This is a genomic window from Pseudoalteromonas sp. T1lg88 (assembly GCF_002964765.1).
GTDB lineage: Bacteria > Pseudomonadota > Gammaproteobacteria > Enterobacterales > Alteromonadaceae > Pseudoalteromonas.
This window is the reverse complement of sequence record NZ_PQCF01000026.1, coordinates 94,603-112,745: the sequence shown is the minus strand read 5'-3', so window position 1 is coordinate 112,745 and position 18,143 is coordinate 94,603. Positions and strand designations below refer to the sequence as shown.

Below are 18,143 nucleotides of genomic sequence, written 5' to 3'. Positions count from 1 at the left end.
TTTAATACAAGGAGTCTAGCTCAGCCTGTGGTTTATGGCTTGGGCGCGGGGTATAGGCTGCAGCCTTGGCGATAGCACTGTAGTCAACCTCGGTTGTACTTGGGCTGTACAGGGACTGGCGCAACTTGGCAAATTCCTGCACCGCATCCTGTGACCACAGAGCAAGCCAAGCATCTATGTTGCCATAATGGGACTTGGCGTAGGCGTCTATGGCCTGATACAGGGCCTTACCATCATTCTTAGCCGCGGCGTCCTGGATTGATTGCACACTTGCCTGTGCAATAGGAGCTGTTTCCTGGCTTGGAGCTATAGTTTGTGCCTTGCTGCGCTTGTGACTAAACCACCAGAGCAGCAGAGTCACCAGCCAAAGAAAATAGCCGGGTAAGGCCAGCCACCAGGGCAGTGAACCGGGTTGCTCTTGAGCTGCACTGGTATTTTCGTTCGCACTCACATCGATATCCGGTGTGGTGGTTTGCTCAGTTTGTGGCGGCTCATTTGCGGCGACTTTAGTGCCATCGGCAGCGACTACGGTAATTTGTTGCTCGGGGACACTGGCCACCTGCTCACGCCCAGTCACGGTATTAAACCAGTTAATTGAAATTGCCGGCAGTGTATAGGTGCCCGGTTTTTGAGGCACATAGGCGATGGAGGTTTTGGTCTGGGCGATAATGCGGCCATTGCGAACCACATGAGTGCGCTCGGATTGATCTGCATAGCTGCGCACCGCCTCTATGTTTGTGCTGGTTAGATCCGGTAATTGCTCCTTGGTAACATTGAGCGCGGTGAGCGTGAGCGTCCGGGTGATCGGCGTGCCAACCTTTACCTCTTGCTCCAGACCTTGCCATTGCTCACTTAAATCTACCAACTCGCTGGGCAGCCAGGCGCCGCTGTACTGTGCCGGGGTGGGCTTAATATCCACTAACTGATCCTTACCGCGGGCGCTGATGGCCACTGGTCGGTAGTTTACACGGACTTTACCTTCGAATACCGGTGCTTGCAGCTCAAAGGTGCCGCTTTTTTGCGGTTGGATCAGATACTCGCGCTGGATCACCCGATAGCGGCGGCCATCAATCACTTCCTGGCTTTCGCTGTCGCGGCCCAACTGAGCCACATTCGCGTCACCCATTGCTGGGGCTGACATGGCCGCATCAATAAGGTCGACGCCAACATAAAGTTTGACGGTATAAATAGCCGCCTGTTGCACATACAAGGAGGCCGGCGTCAGCTCGGTTTTAATAAAGGCGTTATTGTCATCGCTCTGTGCATCCTTATTGGCGACCACGTTAAGGGTAAAGGGCGTGGAGCTGATGCCCTGGATTTCGAAAGCCGGGATCTCATATTGGCCCGGGTTACGGGCCATCAATTCCACCCGCCAGCTGGTTTTACGGCTGATCACACCATTGATGATCTGGGTGTTGGTACTGCGATAGGTAGGGCCGACCACAAAGTCTTGCAACAGGACCTGGGTGTCTGGTTGGCTGTCTGTTATGGCGTCATCGGCGTTCAGGGTCAACATAAAGTATTCACCGGCGGACACAGGGTTTTTATCGACGCTGGCTTCAAGCTGCGACAAGGCCAAGGTCGGCAGGCTTAAGCAAATAAAGCAAATATATAAAAAACTTCTTACCATGACTTCTCTACTCCTTGTGGTAAGCGGCGGCGATGACTTTGGCGTTGCTGAGCTTCTAATTGCATCTTGTTGCGCAGCAGGATTTCCGGGTTGTCGGGGATTTTTCGTAGCAGTTGATTGAGCTGTTGCGCTTTTTCGCGCTCTTCTGGGCTAAGTGCGGCACTGGCCATGGCAGCCTGTTGCTCAGCATCCTGCTCTCCCTTTTCGGCGCCAGGCTCTTGTTCGTTCAACGCTTGCTGCTGTAATTTGCCTTCTTGCTCTTGTGAGCTATCGGCTTCGGGCGATTCCTTAGGCGATGCTGCGGCATTATTTTTTTGCTTGGCATCTTGCTCGTTAGATTGCTCGCTCGAAGATTCATCCGCATCTTGTTGCTCGCCTTGCTCCGACTTATCGTCGGCTTGGGCGCTGTTTTGCGGGCGGTTGCGCTCATTGCTGTTACGCTCGTTTTGCGTGCTGCTGCCACCATTTTGTTGCTCGGAGTCGTCTTGTTGTTGCGACTCACCTTGTTGCTCAGTGCCTTGCTGCTGGCCGTCACCTTGTTGTTGGCCATCTTGCTGCTGTTGTTGCGAGTCCTGGTCTTGGGAGCCTTGCTCCTGCCCCGAATCACCTTGTTGATTTTGTTGCTGCTCTTGCTGCTTTTTCAACTGCTCCAGGGTCGCCTTATTGGCCTTGGCGGCCTCCAGGTTTGGGTCTTTCTCCAAAGCCTGCTGATAGCGCTCCAGGGCCGCATCAATATCACCCAGCTGCGCTAGGGCATTACCTTGGTTATACAGGCCGGTGGCCGAGTTATCCTTGTTAAAATCCGCCAAGGCACCTTGGTAATCCTGCTGCTGGTATTTGGCGGCGCCACTGAGCAAAGGATTTTGCGCCTGTGCCGCCTGTTCATAGGCCTTATCATGGTAGGCATTCAGGGCGTTTTGCTCGGCATTATTAAACCAGGACTGGCCGCTGGCGGCATAGGCCGGGCTCCATATTTGCGGTATCAGCACTAAGGCGGCGCATAGCATAATGGCGCGGCGTTGCAGTTGCCATAGCAGCAAGGGCAGAACCAATAACGCCAGATAGATGCCGGCGTCGATTCGCCAAAGGGTTTGCTGGTTTTGTGCCTGTTGCGTCATTTTTTCGCCTTTGGAAACCGCCAATACGCCAAGGTTTTCACTGCTTGGCTGATAACGGATCAGTTTACCGCTTCCCAATCTCGTTAGGCGTTGCAGGCGCTCAAAGTTAGTTTTAGGAATGACGATTTGTCCCTGATTGTCTTTTAAGAAGCCGCCATCAGGCAGGCTGATGGGAGCACCTTGCTCACTGCCGATGGCATAGATATGCAAACGGTAATCATTGTTGCTGAGCCAAGAGCGGATATCGTCTTCTTCTTCTCTATCTATGCCGTCGCTGATAAGAATTATGTCCCCTTGCGGGTAGTCGGCCTGCTCCAGCAGCTCCTGTGCCAGGGTCAAGGCCGCCATCACATTACTGCCTTGCTCCGGCATAATATCCGGGCTTAGGCTGGGGATAAGATTGGTCAGGGTTTGACTGTCCGAGGTCAGCGGCGAAATGGTAAAAGCGTCGCCGGCATAGGCGATAAGCGCCGTTTCACCTTCTTTAAACAGCTCCACCATATCCAGGGCTTTAAAGCGGGCCTGTTGCAGTCGGTTGGGGCTGATATCCGTGCTAAACATGGAGCGGGACATGTCCATCACCATAACCCGTGCCATTTTCGCCTCATACACAGGCAGCTCTTGCTTGCTAAAGCTGGGGCCGGCTATGGCCACCACCATAAGTGCCAGCAGCAGAGCGTTGAGCAGGCCATTGTTTTGTCGTTGCTCAGCGCCTTCTTGCATCACTTGTGCCGCCAAATGGGGGGCGATCAGGGGCTGTTGCTGTTGCTCGCCCTTACCGGCAAGCAGGCGCCAGATCAGATAAAAGCCCGGCAGTAGCAGTAACCATAATAGTTGCGGTCGTAAGAAAATAAATTCGGTCATAATTGCTCTCCTGCAACACGTTGTAGGGCAGATGCAAAGCGGTGCCAAACCGTGGCTAACAAGAGTATTAAGAAACTCAATAATAAGGGAAGGTAGAAGAGTGCTTCTTCCGGGCGCACCGTTTGCTCTTCTTTTGCTAACGGCTCCAGGGCGTCCAGCTCTCGGTAAATATTGGCCAGACTACGGGTGTCGGTGGCACGAAAATAACGGCCGCCGGTTTCCTTGGCCAGATGAGTGAGTAGGCGCTCATCCAAGGACGCACCGCCACCCATGGAAAACAAACCACCACCAAAGTTACCGTCGGATCCGACGCCTATGGTGTACACCTTCACTTGTGCATCCTTCGCCAGTATCAAGGCTTCCTCCGGGGTAAGGTTGCCGGCGGTGTTTTGGCCGTCTGTGAGCAGGATCACCACCTTATTGGATGCGGATTTATCATTAAAGCGTTTAACCGCTAAACCCAGGGCATCGCCGATGGCGGTGGCGCGACCCACCAGGCCTATTTGCGCTTCTTTAAGCATTTGCGCCACTGTATCCAGATCCCGGGTCAGGGGGGTTTGTAAAAAGGCGGTATCGGCAAAAAGAATAAGGCCGAGCTGATCGCCCTGACGCTCACTAATAAAGTCGCTAAGCACGCTTTTAACCACACTTAAGCGGTCTACATAGCGCCCTTGATAGGCCATATCCTGCTCGCGCATGGAGCCGGACAAATCCACCGCCAGCATAATATCTCGCCCTTCATTGGCTAAAGTGATGGGCTCGCCACGATACACGGGGTTAGCTAAGGCGCTTACCAGGGCCAACCAGGCCAGAGCCAGCAGCCAATGCGGCCAGCCCTTGTTGGCGGTGGTCTGGGTTTTTGCCTTAGCCTGATAAGCCAGGGAGTCGATACGCAGCAACAGGCTGCTGTGCGTTTTTTTGCTATTTTGCACCCAGGCCAGTAACCAGGGCAGGGGTACAAGGATAAACAGCCAGGGCCAGGAAAACTCAAACATCCAAAGTCTCCTTGGTTTTAAACTGCACTAGGGCCTGCTTTAGTTTCTGCGCCAGCTCATGTTGCGCGCTTCTCCCTTGATATAGGGCATTAAGTTCATCGGCGTTAAAGCTCAGGCCGCTCAACTGAGACAGGGTTAAGGCCCATTGCTGGCCACTCAGGGCACTGACCTTGGCGCCGTAATAATGCTTGCACAGGCGCTTTAGCAGTTGATGTAAGCCCAGTGCCGTTTCCTGCTCTGCCAATTGCAGGGCGTGGCGTTTGGCGCGCAAGTGTTGCTGTTGGCGACGATAAACCAGTACGGCGGCTATAACCAAGAGTATCAGCAGGGCGCCTAAGAGCCACCAGGCCGGACCCGGTGGCCAACTGGAAACCTCAGTGGGAACTATGACATCGGCCAATGGTAATGTGGGGGCTGACTGCATTTACAAACTCCCTTCATAAAACTGTTGTTCCAGCGCCTTGGCGGCAGTGATTTCTACCAAGGAATGGCAATATCGGGCCAACTTCTGCTGGCGCAAAGCGCCGAGTTGCTGTGCCTGCTGGTTAAAGCGGCGGCGAAAGCCGGCGTCGTGCAGGGGCAGGCTAAATTGCCCCTGATGACTGCGCACATTCACCGCTTCTGGATAGTGTGGCAGGTGCTGCTCAAAGGGATCGCTGATCACGCAGGCGACCACTTCACAATGGCGAGCCAGGCGCTGCAGTTCACGCTCAATGGCCGGGCTGTCACCCTGTTGCAATACCGCAAAGTCACTGAGCAGATAGACGGTGCAGCCGGGCTTGGCCAGCTGGTTTAAGCGCTGTAACTGGGCCAGTAAACCTATGTTGGCGGGGCCACCGTTGGCGGGGCCACCCTTGGCGGGGGCATTGGCAGAGCCATTACTACCGGCGCTATCAATAAGGTTCTGTTGTTGTTTATGGCTGTCGAGCAGGCCGTGAAACACCCTTAATACCGCTTTATCTCGGCTTTGTGGGCGAAACTCATGATGTTGTTGGTCATTGAAAACCAGGGCGCCGAGTTTGTCGCCCCGGGCACAGGCAGACCAGGCGATAAGGGCTGCAAGGTGCGCCGCCTGTACAGATTTAAATAACAACTGAGAGCCAAACTGCATGCTGGCACTAAAGTCCACCAACATTAGCACCGGGCGTTCCTTTTCTTCCTGAAACAGCTTGGTATGAGCCTCGCCGGTACGGGCGGTGACACGCCAGTCGATGCTGCGCACATCATCGCCGCTTTGATAATGGCGTACTTCGGCAAATTCCATGCCTCGGCCCTTATGCGGCGCCAAATACTGGCCACTATGGGGGCTGCGAATGCGTTTACGCACCGCTAAGTCCAGCAATTGGGTTTTACTCTTGTAATAAGTGAGCTCTTTTAAAGCCAGGCTATGGCCGTTGCTATGTAACTGCTGTAGCCATTGCTGCACACTCAGTGCTGACTTCCACTTAGCCATTAAGGCACTGCCACGCGCTCTAAGATGCGCGTTAACACCTGATCTTTACTGATCCCCTCGGCCTGGGCTTCGTAGCTGAGGATGATGCGGTGGCGCAGCACATTATGAAAGACCGCCTGAATATCTTCCGGGCTAACAAAGTCGCGGCCATTCAACCAGGCATGGGCACGCGCCGTCCGGTCCAGCGCTATGGTGGCCCTTGGGCTGGCGCCGTATTCAATCCAGTTGGCCAGCTCATCATCAAAGCGCAAACCATCGCGGGTAGCTATGACCAGCTGCACCAGATATTGTTCTAGCGGCTCGGCCAAATGCAGTGCCAATACCTGTTGGCGGGCATCAAACAAATCGGCCTGAGATATAGGCTCGATAGTAAGCTGCTCACCGGCCAGGGCTTCACCACGAGTCAGACGTAAAATCGCCAGCTCAGCTTCGGCATCCGGGTAATCGATATTGAGGTGCAGTAAAAAGCGGTCAAGTTGGGCTTCTGGCAGCGGGTAGGTGCCTTCTTGCTCCAGCGGGTTCTGTGTCGCCATCACCATAAACAGCTGCTCCAGTGGGTAGGTGTTTTTGCCCACTGTGATTTGGCGCTCGGCCATGGCCTCCAGCAGGGCCGACTGCACCTTGGCCGGGGCGCGGTTTATTTCGTCCGCCAGCACTAGGTTGTGGAACAGTGGGCCCGGCTCAAACACAAACTCGCTGGTTTGTTGGCGATAAATATCCGTGCCGGTGACATCCGACGGCAATAAATCCGGAGTAAACTGAATGCGTTGAAAACTGCCCTCAAGGCCTTTGGCCAGGGCGTTTACCGCGCGGGTTTTGGCCAGTCCGGGAGGGCCCTCAACGAGCAGGTGACCGTCCGCCAATACGGCAATAAGTAGGGACTGAGTGAGCTGGTGTTGACCGATGATTTGGGTATCTAAATAGGTTTTTAATTGTGCAAACTTAGAAACTGCCATAAGTGTACTTGTCCTTGCCGGCATATTTAAATGCAGTGAAAAATAGGGCGCGTGTCATAATTTGGTTACGCCTAACAACGCCTGTTAGGCATTGCTGCAGCCAAATAGTTCGATCGATTTTACTTACAATTGTTCAGTTTTAAAGTCTTGTTTTTTATTTTAATTGCTTCAAGTTGTTAACTATTGTTGTAGCTGGGTGGTAAATTTTGACAAGCCTATTGGCAATGCGCCCAGGGTTGTTTTAGAATCGAGGAAATATAACAGGTCAGACCTGTCAACAGGAGAAGCATTTATATGTCTGGGCAAACAAAACTAACAACACGAAACGGGGAGCGCATCGCCATTGTCAGCGGCCTGCGTACACCTTTTGCAAAGCAAGCGACCGCTTTTCATCATGTACCCGCATTGGATTTAGGCAAGCTGGTGGTTAACGAGATGCTTGAGCGTCTTGATTTCGACCGCAAGGAAATCGACCAGCTGGTGTTTGGTCAGGTGGTACAAATGCCTGAAGCGCCAAATATTGCTCGTGAAATTGTGCTCGGAACCGGCATGCCGGTGAATATCGATGCCTATTCGGTTTCTCGCGCCTGTGCAACCAGCTTCCAGGCCATCGCCAATGTTGCCGAGTCGATTATGGCCGGCCACACACAAGTAGGTATTGCCGGTGGTGCCGACTCATCCTCTGTTTTGCCCATTGGTGTAAGCAAAAAACTGGCGGGCAGTCTGGTCGATTTAAATAAAGCGCGCACCTTCTCGCAGCGCCTAAAGATTTTCTCAAAGCTGGGTCTAAAAGATTTACTGCCGGTGCCGCCAGCTGTGGCCGAATACTCCACCGGCTTGTCCATGGGACAAACCGCCGAGCAGATGGCTAAAACCCATAATATCAGCCGCGCCGATCAGGATGCCTTGGCGCATCGCTCACACACCTTGGCAGGTCAAGCTTGGGCCGAGGGTAAGCTGGCGCAGGAGGTAATGACCGCTCATGTGCCGCCTTATAAGTCCTTTATTGAGCAGGATAACAATATTCGCGCTAACTCAGAGCTGGCCAGTTACGCCAAGTTAAAGCCGGTGTTCGACCGCAAATACGGCAGCGTTACCGCCGCCAATGCGACGCCTTTAACCGATGGTGCCGCGGCGGTACTGTTGATGAATGAAAGCAAAGCCAAGGCCATGGGTTATGAAATCCTGGGCTATATTCGTAGCTATGCCTTTACCGCCATCGGCGTGCATGAGGACATGCTAATGGGCCCGGCGCATTCAACGCCTGTGGCCCTTGATCGTGCCGGTATTACCCTGGGCGACCTTGACCTGATTGAAATGCATGAGGCCTTTGCGGCGCAAACCCTGGCGAATATGAAGATGTTTGCCTCGGATAAGTTTGCCAAGGAGCAGCTTGGCCGCGACAAGGCCATTGGTGAAATTAATATGGATAAATTCAATGTTAACGGTGGCTCACTGGCTTATGGTCACCCCTTCGCCGCCACAGGTGCGCGTTTGATCACTCAAAGTATTCATGAACTTAATCGTCGCGGTGGTGGTTTAGCATTAACCACGGCCTGTGCCGCCGGTGGCCTGGGTGCTGCCTTTGTATTGGAGAGCGCATAATGACTGAATCAGTATTTACATTCGAGCTCAATGATGAGCGCGTGGGTATCGTCACCATAGATGTGCCCGGCGAGAAGATGAACACATTACGCGCCAGTTTTGCCGAGCAGTTGCAGGATGTGATCACCACAGCCAACGAAAATAACGTCAAAGGCCTGGTATTTATCAGCGCCAAGCCGGATAACTTTATTGCCGGTGCCGACATCAACATGTTGGATGAGGCCAATACCCGCGAAGAAGCGCTGGCTCTGTCGAGCACCTGTCATGATGCCTTTTTTGATTTAGCTAAATTGCCTTATCCCACGGTGGCCGCCATTCACGGCGCTGCTTTAGGTGGCGGTTTAGAGTTTGCTTTGGCCTGTGATTACCGTGTATGTAGCGACAGCGACAGCACCAAAATGGGTCTGCCAGAAGTTCAGCTAGGTCTTTTACCAGGCGGCGGCGGTACTCAGCGTCTGCCTAAGCTGGTGGGTATTCAGAAGGCTCTGGAATGGATGCTAACTGGCAAGCAGGTACGTGCCAAGCAGGCGAAAAAAGCCGGTCTGGTAAATGATTGCGTGCCGCACTCGATTTTGTTGGATGTGGCGGTGCAGTTTGCCCAAAAAGGCAAAGCGAAAGCGGCGAAACCTCAGCTCGATAAAATGTCGGCGCTGCTGGAGTCTAACCCCTTTGGCCGCAACTTGATCTTCAAAAAAGCCGCCGAAAATGTGGCCAAGAAGACCGGCGGCCATTACCCGGCGCCTGAGCTTATTATCAAGGCGGTGCGTGCCAGTGTTGAGCTGGACCAACTCAAGGCTTATAAGACCGAGGCCGAAGGCTTTGCCGATCTGGTTATGAGCGATGTCTCTAAAAAGCTGCGCGGTATCTTCTTTGCCACCACTGAGATGAAAAAAGAGTGGCGCGCCGATAATGCCCCAAGCACCGACAAGGTTGCGGTGTTGGGTGGTGGCCTGATGGGCGCGGGTATTACCCATGTCAGCGCCATTAAGGCGGGTGTGCGCACCCGAGTAAAAGACGTGGCGCAGCAAGGCATCGCCGGTGCCATGAACTACAGCTACAAAATTCTTGAGAAGAAGCGTAAGCGTCGTATCTTGTCTCTGGCCGAGTTGCAAGAGCAGATGAACCGCATTACCGGCACCACAGATTACAGCGGTTTTAAGCATGTGGACATGGTGGTCGAAGCGGTATTTGAAGACCTTTCTTTGAAGCAGGCCATGGTCGCCGATGTTGAGCAATACGCCCAAGAGCACACCATTTTTGCCAGCAACACCAGCTCATTGCCGATAGCGCAAATTGCCGCACAGGCGCAGCGTCCGGAAAATGTCATTGGTTTACACTACTTCTCGCCGGTAGAAAAAATGCCGCTGGTGGAAATTATTCCCCACGAGAAAACCAGTGAGCAAACCATAGCCCGCACCGTGAGCTTTGCCCGCAAGCAAGGTAAAACGCCAATTGTGGTTAAAGACAAGGCTGGTTTCTTTGTAAACCGTATTCTTGCTCCTTATGTGAACGAGGCGGCAAACCTGTTACTCGCCGGTGAGCCTGTGGAGAAAATAGACCAGGCCCTGGTGGAGTTTGGTTTCCCGGTTGGTCCCTTGGCGCTGCTCGATGAAGTAGGAATTGATATCGGTTCTAAGATTGCCCCTATCCTTGAGGCCGAGCTTGGCGAGCGCTTTAAGGCACCCGAGGTGTTTAATCGCTTAATCGACGACAAGCGTCTAGGTCGCAAGTCGGGCCGAGGCTTCTACGATTACAGCAAGAAACAGAAGAAGGTAGACGAGTCGGTTTACGAATTCCTGGGTGTAACCCTAAGCCCGAAACTAAACAAGGAAGAGATTGCCCAGCGCTGTGTTGTGCAGATGCTCAACGAAGCGGCTCGTTGTTTGGAAGAAGGCATCGTCAGCAATGCCCGCGATGGCGACATAGGTGCCATCTTTGGCATTGGCTTCCCGCCGTTCTTAGGTGGTCCATTTAGCTATATGGATAAACTGGGCGCCGCCAATGTGTGCTCAACCCTGGCAACCTATGCGCAGTTTAATGATAGCTTCACTCCGGCGGCGGCCTTACTGGCTATGGCCGAGCAGGGCGGAAGTTATTACCCGCAGGAGCAGGCGGCTGCCGAGGCTACAAGCAAGGTTGAAGCTGAGAACAAGGCAGAGGCTAGCGACAAAGCCGACGCTGAAAGTAACGACGAGTCCGAAGCAGTTGATACTGAAGAGCTGGCCGAGGACGTCGCCAAGGACGTTGCCGATGACGTTGCCGAGGACGCTGTAGAGCAAGACAAGGAACAGGCTCGCAGCTAATCTCCTCCTAAGTACATGATTGAAAAGCGCAGCAATATGCTGCGTTTTTTTGTGCTCAGGCTTTTGGGCGCGTATCGGCTTCTAGATGAAATAAAATCAACTGAAAAAGTTTACTTACTAACCAATGACCTAGCTAGGAATTCTAGAAACAGGGCGGGGTGTATGGTTAATTAAGCAGCAGCTTTGTGTTAAAGTCGCCGCCCGAGAATGAGGGGGGGATTATGATTTTATTGTTAAGCGTCGTGTTTGCCAGTTTATTATTTGTTGTTGCTACCGCCAAAGGCATGCCAGCCAAGCGCTGGGCTCTACTCGGCGGATTATGTGGCCCCTTCGCCCTGGCGCTGTTTAATGTGCATTACCGCCGCGCCTTGATGCGCACCATAGCCCATTGTGGAATTATTTGGCGACCCTGAGATTTCTTGGTGCTGGAAAGGATGCCGCCGAGCATACTTTTTTGTGTAAGTGAGTTGCAACTCATCGGCAACGGTTTTCTCAGTTAGGTGTCGTCGCCACCGCGACAAGATCCAGCTGTTTGGACAAACTACCTAGTTTTAGCAATTCATCCAAAAGCAGATTACTTTCCTGCTTTGCCCGCTTCGAGTATGGGTAGGCCAGCCTCGGTGGGGATGTATATGCGCTCGCCATTGCCTTCTTGCAGGCCTTTAATCCAGACATAACGCAGGTAAGCTTCATTCCCTTTTAGAGACTCGCCTATGATTCTGTTTGCCTCTGCGGCTGCTTTTGCTCTTTCAATGTCTGCTTGGCCTTCGGCTTTTGCTTGAACAATCTTGGCTTCACCTTCGGCTTGGGCTAATGTGACCCGTGCTTTTGCTTGCATGAGTGCCGCTTGCTCTCTTGCCTTGGCCTCTTCAATGAGGATTTGCTTGCTCCATTCCGCCTCTTTTAATGCGGCAATACCATTCATTTCTAATTTATATACTTTGTATTTAGGCCAAGCCCATAAGGCCAGTATGATTAATATCACAAAGAATAAAACTGTGGCCACCAGACCACCAAAAGCGATTGCATTTCTATTTGGGTGCACAATTTTTCCTTTCTTTATAATAGGTTATTATTCAGTCCTTGAAGTTAGCTTACCTTGTTGGCTGTGCTAAAACCAGCATGGGTAGCGAGGTGGCACAATCTACGGGCTGAAGAGAGTGAATACTTCCCAAGCGGCATGGTTAGGGCTTTGTTTGATACTGGTGGCACAGCATTAAAATGCCCACTGAGATAGAGACCGAGCCCAGATAAGTCAACGCCATGACAACATAGCTTTTATAGAGCATAGCTTTAGCAAGTAGGTCGGTATCCAACCTTGATAGTGCAACCGTCGCGAGCGTGTCGAGCGGCAGCAACCCTATTAGGATGGTTCCAATGCTAAGAAAAAAGATGGCTCCCTTGCCAAAGGTTCTGTGTAGTTTCACGCTTGCAATAATGGCCAAAATAATGGGACTAATGGCTGCCAAGAGCGTAAACAATGCAAAGGAAATAAACGTCGATTCTTCTTCCATGAGGTAACTCCTTCCTTAGAGATATAACATCCGCATGATGGGCAGGTTCAGCTCGGCTAAAATTAGCGCCAGCCTAGCTTTACTTGTCCTGCTTTAACAACTTGTTAGTTTGAATTTCACTGTAATCAATAGGCTTATTTGCAGCAACAATGACTGCCACAATAAATGCAGGTATAAACTGATAGAACCATTCGGCTATATTTTGAGCAAAAAGAAATGCAATTGATGCACTAGTTAATGCTGTAATAGCAACACAAGTTAAAGCTTGTAATTTATATGCCCAACTAACATGACCAGAAGAGAACTCTTTTCTAGATGCAAACCTAATTGCAAGTGCATAGAAAATTAGAAAGAAGTATAAAAATACAAATGCACCCATGATTTCCTTTTCAAACTAAAGTTGATTATCGCGGCCTTGTAAGCCAGTTAACTTTGCGTGCCCTTCACTAACGGAAGCAATCTATCGCGACGTTGGATAAAGAAGTCATAACCAGCATCGTCTTCTTTGGACAGCTCTAAGGCCATATTAACCTGTTGCAGTGAGTCCTTATATTGTCCGTTGCGCTCATAGGCAAAGGCCAGTCCGTTATATGCATCGGCGGACTTAGGGTGCAATTCGATATTAAACTTGAATAGCTTTATTGCCGTTGTAAAGTCATCTTCAAAGACAAAGTAGTAACCCAGTTCTCTTATTACCTGTTCCGGCGGCGCTATCTGTTCGCCGTATTGCTGTGAAAGGCGAGCGTAGTAGTCGGTAATAGAGTCCAGCTCGCCGGTGAATGCTTGTACCGGCATGGCCCTGGGCATAAATAAATGATGGTACGCATTGAATATGCCGGCGCTGGATGTCAGTGCGTGCGCTACATCGTCGAAGGCGTTGGTGACCAGGGTCAGATTCTTGGGTTTATTGGCCATCATAAACTTATGCAAGTCATCATACACAGCGCGCATATCGCCACCTTCTTCACCTATGTTCATATACACATAGCTATTAAGCGTTTTTGCTTTGGCAATGAACTCCTTGGTACTCTTTGCCGACGCGCCATGGTTCCACCACACCGCAGGGCTATAGGCGATATGGGCCTGAAAAAGCTCGGGCTTGGTTTGTAGCGCATAAAGGGCAAAGACTCCGGCTGCGGAAGCGCCGGCAATGACTCTAAAGTCATGGGTACGGTATTTATTATCGACCAAAGGGATTAATTCACGTTCGAAAAAATCCAAAAACTTGGCGCCACCGCCACCGAGTCCGACCGGCCCCCTTGGGTCTTGGTTTACCGTGGGATAAAGATCTCTCAGGCGGTTGGTATTTTCTATGGCGACAATAATAACCTCGGGAGCTGATTGGGCATTCTGTAAGCGCTCTATAACCGCCGTAAGCAGGGGGACATTACTGGCACCATCTAGGCGGTAAATTACCGGGTACACCTTGTCAGGGTTGGTGTGGTAGCTTTTAGGTAATTGCACCAGGATGCTGCGCTCTTCACCAAGCACTTTTGACTGTATGATTTCGGTGTGTTGACTGTAGATGTTATCTGGCTGTTCTTGAGCCAAAGTCATGGTTGAGGTCAGCGTGGCGACAAAAAAAGTCATCAGCAGAGCGCAGGTCGGCTTTAGAAGACTCACAATAAATCCCTTTATATAAACGCGTTATTTGACTCAAACTAGCATCCTCTACAAAAGAATAAAACAATTAAAACCAAAACAAACAAAACACCCACTTTAAGAATTGAGCTTGTGCAACGGAACAAGAAAATACATTTTTAAAGCGAGTTCAATCAGAACAAGCGGTTGTTAGTGGATTTCCCCTTCGTTTTTGTCATTGTCGTAAATTCTGGACGTGCGAAATCGACACTTCGGTTAAGGACTCAATCATAGGGAAGGAAAGTAACACTTAAGCGAATAAGCTTTGGCTATTACTTAAATCTACACGTCGCTTTCGGTGTTGATGCTGGCAGTAGGTTGTTAAGGCTTGCTCCTTACCTACCGCACCGTGAAAGACCTTGGTGAATGAAGTCGTAAGCGCTAGCCAGTTTTCGGGCAAATATCGAGGCGCTGAAGTATGGGGGCTGCATCTGATGAAATATGCCCTGGCTTATCTTCGCGCATACAGCGTCCTGTCCATTCAATCAGCTCTAAGTAACTCTGTAGCTCAAAAGGCAACCCCTTAGGCATGTTTTTGCGTGGATTACCAACAAAGGGCATTAAGGTAGTGGGTTGCTGACCCTTCTTTGCTGAAGCGATTCTAGTTCTCACGCTAGTGTAGTCGGATTGTTCGGGTAAATCAGCAGCCTTTGCACGGATCGGGTTTAAGTCCACATAGGCTAGACAGGCAACCAAGGCAGCTTCATCAAGGAGGGCCTGGGACTTAAAACGCCCTTCCCAAAAACGGCCGGTGCAGTCATCTTCGCGATTGGCTTGACGGGCAATCCCTTCATTGAGGACACGCATAAACCAGCTGATATCACTAAGACGCTCCCGATAAATCAAGATACGACTGTGCAACGCGGCAAGCTCTGCTGTATCAAGATGCTCTCCTTGCACAAAACGTTGGCAGAGCACGGTGCCTTTAAACAATTTATGCCAACGCAGCACTATGGCTTTATCCGTTAAGTGCTGGGCTTTAGGCTTATCCACATACAACACCACATGGGTGTGGTTACTCATTACTGCATAAGCGCATACATCTATGCAGAAAATTTGCGCTAGCTGCAACAGTTTACTTTCAACCCAATCGCGGCGATGTTCATAAGAGCGGCCGGTCAGTGCGTCTATGCCACATAAAAACGCCCGCCGTACACAACGAGAGATGCAGTGATAATAGGGGGTATCAGCCAGACTAATTTGGTTTTTCCGAGGCGTTGCCATCATCCACTCCTCCTTGAGTCGAACATTCAAAGTGTAGTCAATGAGTCTGGAAGTGTGAAATTTTGGAGTGGGTGTCTGAGTTAGTGCACTTCAGCTGCGTTTCACCCTCACCAGCTAAAAGGCGTAACAGCTCGCCTCAGCTATTTATAAACTCAAGCTCATCGCAAATGATCGGGCTAACAATAGTGATATTGGCTGCGAGTTGTTAATTAACGCCTCTGCTAGCCTTGGACAGGCGGAAACCTTCCTCTTTTTCTACTATTGATTAAATACGCTTGCGAAAAAGTCGTTACTGGTAAAGCTCGCTCGATGTAACGAGAAACGGGCTTAAGAAGTTGATGCTTTTGGTCGGATTCTAAAGGCGTATTTCTTCTGGCATTCAAATAGTTAAGTAGGAGCGGTTAATGAAGCATCCTAGGCATCAGGTATGGGTAAAGTTCATACTACTGTTGTTAATTTTATTATCCTACTTTGGTTATTTAACTTACCAGTATGACTTTGTGACAGGCGGGGTCGCATCCCTGATTACCTGGAGCTTCTTTGTGCTTTGCACTCCGGTTGCCGATGCTGGCTTTTTACTGGACTTTCCCATTCGATTATTACTGGGTATTCGTATGGTGTTCTCAGAAATAGCAGTCTGGTTGATTGCTATTATGATTAATGCGCTCTTGCTGTCTTACCTTCCTGAGTTTTATGAAACAACATTTGTTACACAGACTATGAAAATGATATTAACCACACCTTTTCCATATTGGCTGGTTATTTTGCTGTCTGGGGTGGGGACGTTTCTGTCTATCCGATTTGGTGATGAACTGATGGACGTTTTTCACCATAAAGAGCGCTTGTTCTATCTACGCCATCACTTCAAACAAGAGCTAATTTTAATTGTTTTTTTTATTCTTGTGCTTTTCGGTTATTACGAAATAATCTCAACATTGGGTGTAAATACCAATTTCTGACACTTACTCGCTCACCAACTAAAAGGCGCAAGAGTTCGCCTTAGCTACTTACTTATACATAGCCAAAACCTGCGCTTTTCTATAGCAGTCATCATGATGGTCGTTGACCATGCCGCAGGCTTAATGTGGGTATTCATTTGCAAGTTGTATAACCTGTTGTTTTATAAAGCAATTATTTAGGTGGTCGTTTATGAGTCCAGTAGCTTGGAGGTGTGAATATAGGGTGGTTGAACCTAGGAACTTGAAACCTCTTTTCTTCATGTCCTTGGCAAGCTTGTCGCTAATTGGTGAGGTAGCAACATAATCACTAATATCATTAATGCTGTTAACGATAGGTTGGTTGTTTACATACCCCCAGATGAAGTTACAGAAGCTTCCAAACTCCTTTTGTATCTCTATAAAGCACTTGGCATTGTTGATAGCTGCTTCTATCTTTAGTCGGTTTCTGATGATTGAACTGTCCTGCATTAGGCGTTCTACATCTTCAGGGGTGAATTTAGAAACTTTAATTACATCAAAGTCAGCAAATAACCTTCTGTAGCCTTCACGTTTCTTGAGAATAGTGTACCAGCTTAAACCTGCTTGAGCTGATTCCAACACTAGGAACTCAAACATTGTCTTATCATCGTAAACAGGAACACCCCATTCATTGTCGTGATAAGCAACATAGTCTGGCTTGGTCGTATCTAACCAAGGGCATCTTTTGCACATCGAATCACCTTTACCTGTTTTTGTATACAGCCTGTATATTTGCACATGTTTAATTTGTCTACTACTTTTATTTATGTACTAAGGGGTTTTGTTAGTGCGCTAAATGTAACCATTAAATACCATAGAGGAAATTCTAATGACAAAGACTGTTAAGTTTAAGGTAGGTCGTGATGCTAAAACAGGTCAATTTATTACAGTAAAAAAGGCTCGCAAGAGAAAATCCACTGCAATTGTTGAGACTATAAAGCGTAATAAGTAGTTACTCGCGACAACAGGGAGGTTGTCTTATTTTACTCACTCCTGAATAGCGATATATCGAAATCTGCCACTCTGAGTCTAAATGTGCTTGGGTCGATTCTTGCCACCTTTACCTTCTCGTATAATCCGTGAGACTTAATAACGGCCAAAAGAGTAACCAGTTTGGCGTATGGCATTTTTTGGCCAACAATAATTGATTTAATTGCATTGGGGTTGTAAGTAATCCTCGCTTCTGATGTAACCATGCGCACCTCTTGCTCATATTCCCATTCAGGGCTTTTGGTTAGCATGATGTCCGATACATTATGGCCAGTTGATTGGTTGCTCATGGCGCTACTTAGGATATCTACCGCTTCAAGTTCACGATATCTAATTTCATCCTTAAGGATTGTCTGAGAGTTTTCTTCTTCCAAAGATTGAGCGAGTTGCTTATCATCAAACTCCAAAGCGAAGCCTCGCAAACCGTTTGCGTAGTGGCTCCACATTAGCTTATTTTCAAGGGCTCTCTTGTTCTCATTATCTCTGATGAAGCAGCAGAAGCGGCGACTCTTAACATCGCTAACAGTTCTGTTAATGGCTTCAACCAAGGCATCTCTAAAAATGCGCTTTTCTTCTAGTAGCTGCCCCTCGGTTATTTGATTCGTTAAAAAATAAGAATACTCACTAACCTTGTCTATAGCTTCTTGCTCACTGAAACCAGTTCCTAGAAGTCCTTTCTGATGAAAAATCAAAAGGTCATCATTTGAAATGTCCTCAGGTGTTTTAAAGGCCATCTGCTCTAGGTACATCCCTTCAAAAGGGTCATTGAAATCCTCTATTGAGCTAAACCAAAGGTATGAGCCAGCTAAGGCATCTAGGTCAAAGTCACGATAAGGATAAAATTTATAGATTTTCTCAGATTGTGTAGTCATT

The 18,143-nt window shown here is 49.6% G+C and carries 17 protein-coding genes and 1 pseudogene; 5 read left to right on the top strand and 13 right to left on the bottom strand.

From position 1 onward, the window contains the following. Nucleotide 1 precedes the first annotated feature (1 nt). Genes C2M34_RS08460 through C2M34_RS08435 form a run of 6 tightly spaced genes read right to left on the bottom strand, consistent with a single transcriptional unit; the run spans nucleotide 2 to nucleotide 7,016 of the window. Nucleotides 2-1,630: a BatD family protein gene (locus tag C2M34_RS08460; RefSeq protein WP_105258538.1), complete on the bottom strand. Its 1,629-nt coding sequence runs from the start codon at nucleotides 1,628-1,630 to the stop codon at nucleotides 2-4. Beyond that, nucleotides 1,624-3,612, bottom strand: coding sequence for a VWA domain-containing protein (locus C2M34_RS08455; protein WP_105258537.1), 1,989 nt, complete (start codon nucleotides 3,610-3,612; stop codon nucleotides 1,624-1,626). The genes C2M34_RS08460 and C2M34_RS08455 overlap by 7 nt, the downstream gene beginning before the upstream one ends. After that, nucleotides 3,609-4,607 carry a vWA domain-containing protein gene (locus C2M34_RS08450; RefSeq protein ID WP_105258536.1) on the bottom strand — a complete coding sequence of 333 codons (999 nt, stop codon included), beginning with the start codon at nucleotides 4,605-4,607 and terminating at the stop codon, nucleotides 3,609-3,611. The genes C2M34_RS08455 and C2M34_RS08450 overlap by 4 nt, the downstream gene beginning before the upstream one ends. Then, nucleotides 4,600-5,031 carry a DUF4381 domain-containing protein gene (locus tag C2M34_RS08445; RefSeq protein ID WP_105200712.1) on the bottom strand — a complete coding sequence of 144 codons (432 nt, stop codon included), beginning with the start codon at nucleotides 5,029-5,031 and terminating at the stop codon, nucleotides 4,600-4,602. The genes C2M34_RS08450 and C2M34_RS08445 overlap by 8 nt, the downstream gene beginning before the upstream one ends. Beyond that, on the bottom strand, nucleotides 5,032-6,060 hold the full coding sequence (locus C2M34_RS08440; protein ID WP_105258535.1) for a DUF58 domain-containing protein: 1,029 nt from the start codon (nucleotides 6,058-6,060) through the stop codon (nucleotides 5,032-5,034). It abuts the gene before it with no gap. Beyond that, the gene (locus tag C2M34_RS08435) at nucleotides 6,060-7,016 is read right to left on the bottom strand and encodes an AAA family ATPase (protein ID WP_105200710.1); all 957 of its coding nucleotides are present in this window, start codon (nucleotides 7,014-7,016) and stop codon (nucleotides 6,060-6,062) included. The genes C2M34_RS08440 and C2M34_RS08435 overlap by 1 nt, the downstream gene beginning before the upstream one ends. Before the next feature lie 294 nt (nucleotides 7,017-7,310). On the opposite strand from C2M34_RS08435, the gene fadI reads away from it, so the two are divergent. From fadI to C2M34_RS08420, 3 genes are all read left to right on the top strand, one after another. Then, nucleotides 7,311-8,621, top strand: a complete 1,311-nt coding sequence (gene fadI / locus C2M34_RS08430) for an acetyl-CoA C-acyltransferase FadI (protein WP_105200709.1) — start codon at nucleotides 7,311-7,313, stop codon at nucleotides 8,619-8,621. Beyond that, nucleotides 8,621-10,924, top strand: coding sequence for a fatty acid oxidation complex subunit alpha FadJ (fadJ, locus tag C2M34_RS08425; RefSeq protein WP_105258534.1), 2,304 nt, complete (start codon nucleotides 8,621-8,623; stop codon nucleotides 10,922-10,924). Before fadI ends, fadJ begins: the two co-directional genes overlap by 1 nt. A 221-nt stretch (nucleotides 10,925-11,145) precedes the next feature. After that, nucleotides 11,146-11,337 carry a hypothetical protein gene (locus C2M34_RS08420; protein ID WP_105190478.1) on the top strand — a complete coding sequence of 64 codons (192 nt, stop codon included), beginning with the start codon at nucleotides 11,146-11,148 and terminating at the stop codon, nucleotides 11,335-11,337. 161 nt (nucleotides 11,338-11,498) lie between these two features. Here the strand turns inward: C2M34_RS08420 and C2M34_RS08415 are convergent, their stop codons facing one another. The 5 genes and pseudogenes from C2M34_RS08415 to C2M34_RS08395 form a co-directional block, all read right to left on the bottom strand. Continuing rightward, nucleotides 11,499-11,969: a hypothetical protein gene (locus C2M34_RS08415; RefSeq protein ID WP_105190477.1), complete on the bottom strand. Its 471-nt coding sequence runs from the start codon at nucleotides 11,967-11,969 to the stop codon at nucleotides 11,499-11,501. 139 nt (nucleotides 11,970-12,108) lie between these two features. Next, complete coding sequence (locus tag C2M34_RS08410) at nucleotides 12,109-12,438, bottom strand: hypothetical protein (RefSeq protein WP_105258533.1); 330 nt, start codon at nucleotides 12,436-12,438, stop codon at nucleotides 12,109-12,111. Nucleotides 12,439-12,517: 79 nt separating this feature from the next. Continuing rightward, nucleotides 12,518-12,817, bottom strand: a complete 300-nt coding sequence (locus tag C2M34_RS08405) for a hypothetical protein (RefSeq protein WP_105258532.1) — start codon at nucleotides 12,815-12,817, stop codon at nucleotides 12,518-12,520. A 47-nt stretch (nucleotides 12,818-12,864) separates the two neighbouring features. Beyond that, complete coding sequence (locus C2M34_RS08400) at nucleotides 12,865-14,061, bottom strand: alpha/beta hydrolase-fold protein (RefSeq protein WP_442792782.1); 1,197 nt, start codon at nucleotides 14,059-14,061, stop codon at nucleotides 12,865-12,867. A gap of 268 nt (nucleotides 14,062-14,329) precedes the next feature. Further along, nucleotides 14,330-15,303: pseudogene (locus C2M34_RS08395) on the bottom strand (transposase). A gap of 404 nt (nucleotides 15,304-15,707) precedes the next feature. Here C2M34_RS08395 and C2M34_RS08390 point away from each other — a divergent pair. Further along, nucleotides 15,708-16,262, top strand: coding sequence for a hypothetical protein (locus C2M34_RS08390; RefSeq protein ID WP_105200704.1), 555 nt, complete (start codon nucleotides 15,708-15,710; stop codon nucleotides 16,260-16,262). A gap of 120 nt (nucleotides 16,263-16,382) precedes the next feature. Here the strand turns inward: C2M34_RS08390 and C2M34_RS08385 are convergent, their stop codons facing one another. Beyond that, entirely contained in the window at nucleotides 16,383-16,973 is a 591-nt protein-coding gene (locus C2M34_RS08385; protein WP_105258531.1) for a DNA-3-methyladenine glycosylase I, read from the bottom strand. A 136-nt stretch (nucleotides 16,974-17,109) separates the two neighbouring features. On the opposite strand from C2M34_RS08385, the gene C2M34_RS15995 reads away from it, so the two are divergent. Continuing rightward, entirely contained in the window at nucleotides 17,110-17,232 is a 123-nt protein-coding gene (locus C2M34_RS15995) for a hypothetical protein (RefSeq protein WP_267894347.1), read from the top strand. A 31-nt stretch (nucleotides 17,233-17,263) separates the two neighbouring features. On the opposite strand, the gene C2M34_RS08380 is transcribed toward C2M34_RS15995, so the two are convergent. Then, nucleotides 17,264-18,142, bottom strand: a complete 879-nt coding sequence (locus C2M34_RS08380) for a DUF2971 domain-containing protein (RefSeq protein WP_105258530.1) — start codon at nucleotides 18,140-18,142, stop codon at nucleotides 17,264-17,266. Between the last annotated feature and the right edge of the window lies 1 nt (nucleotide 18,143).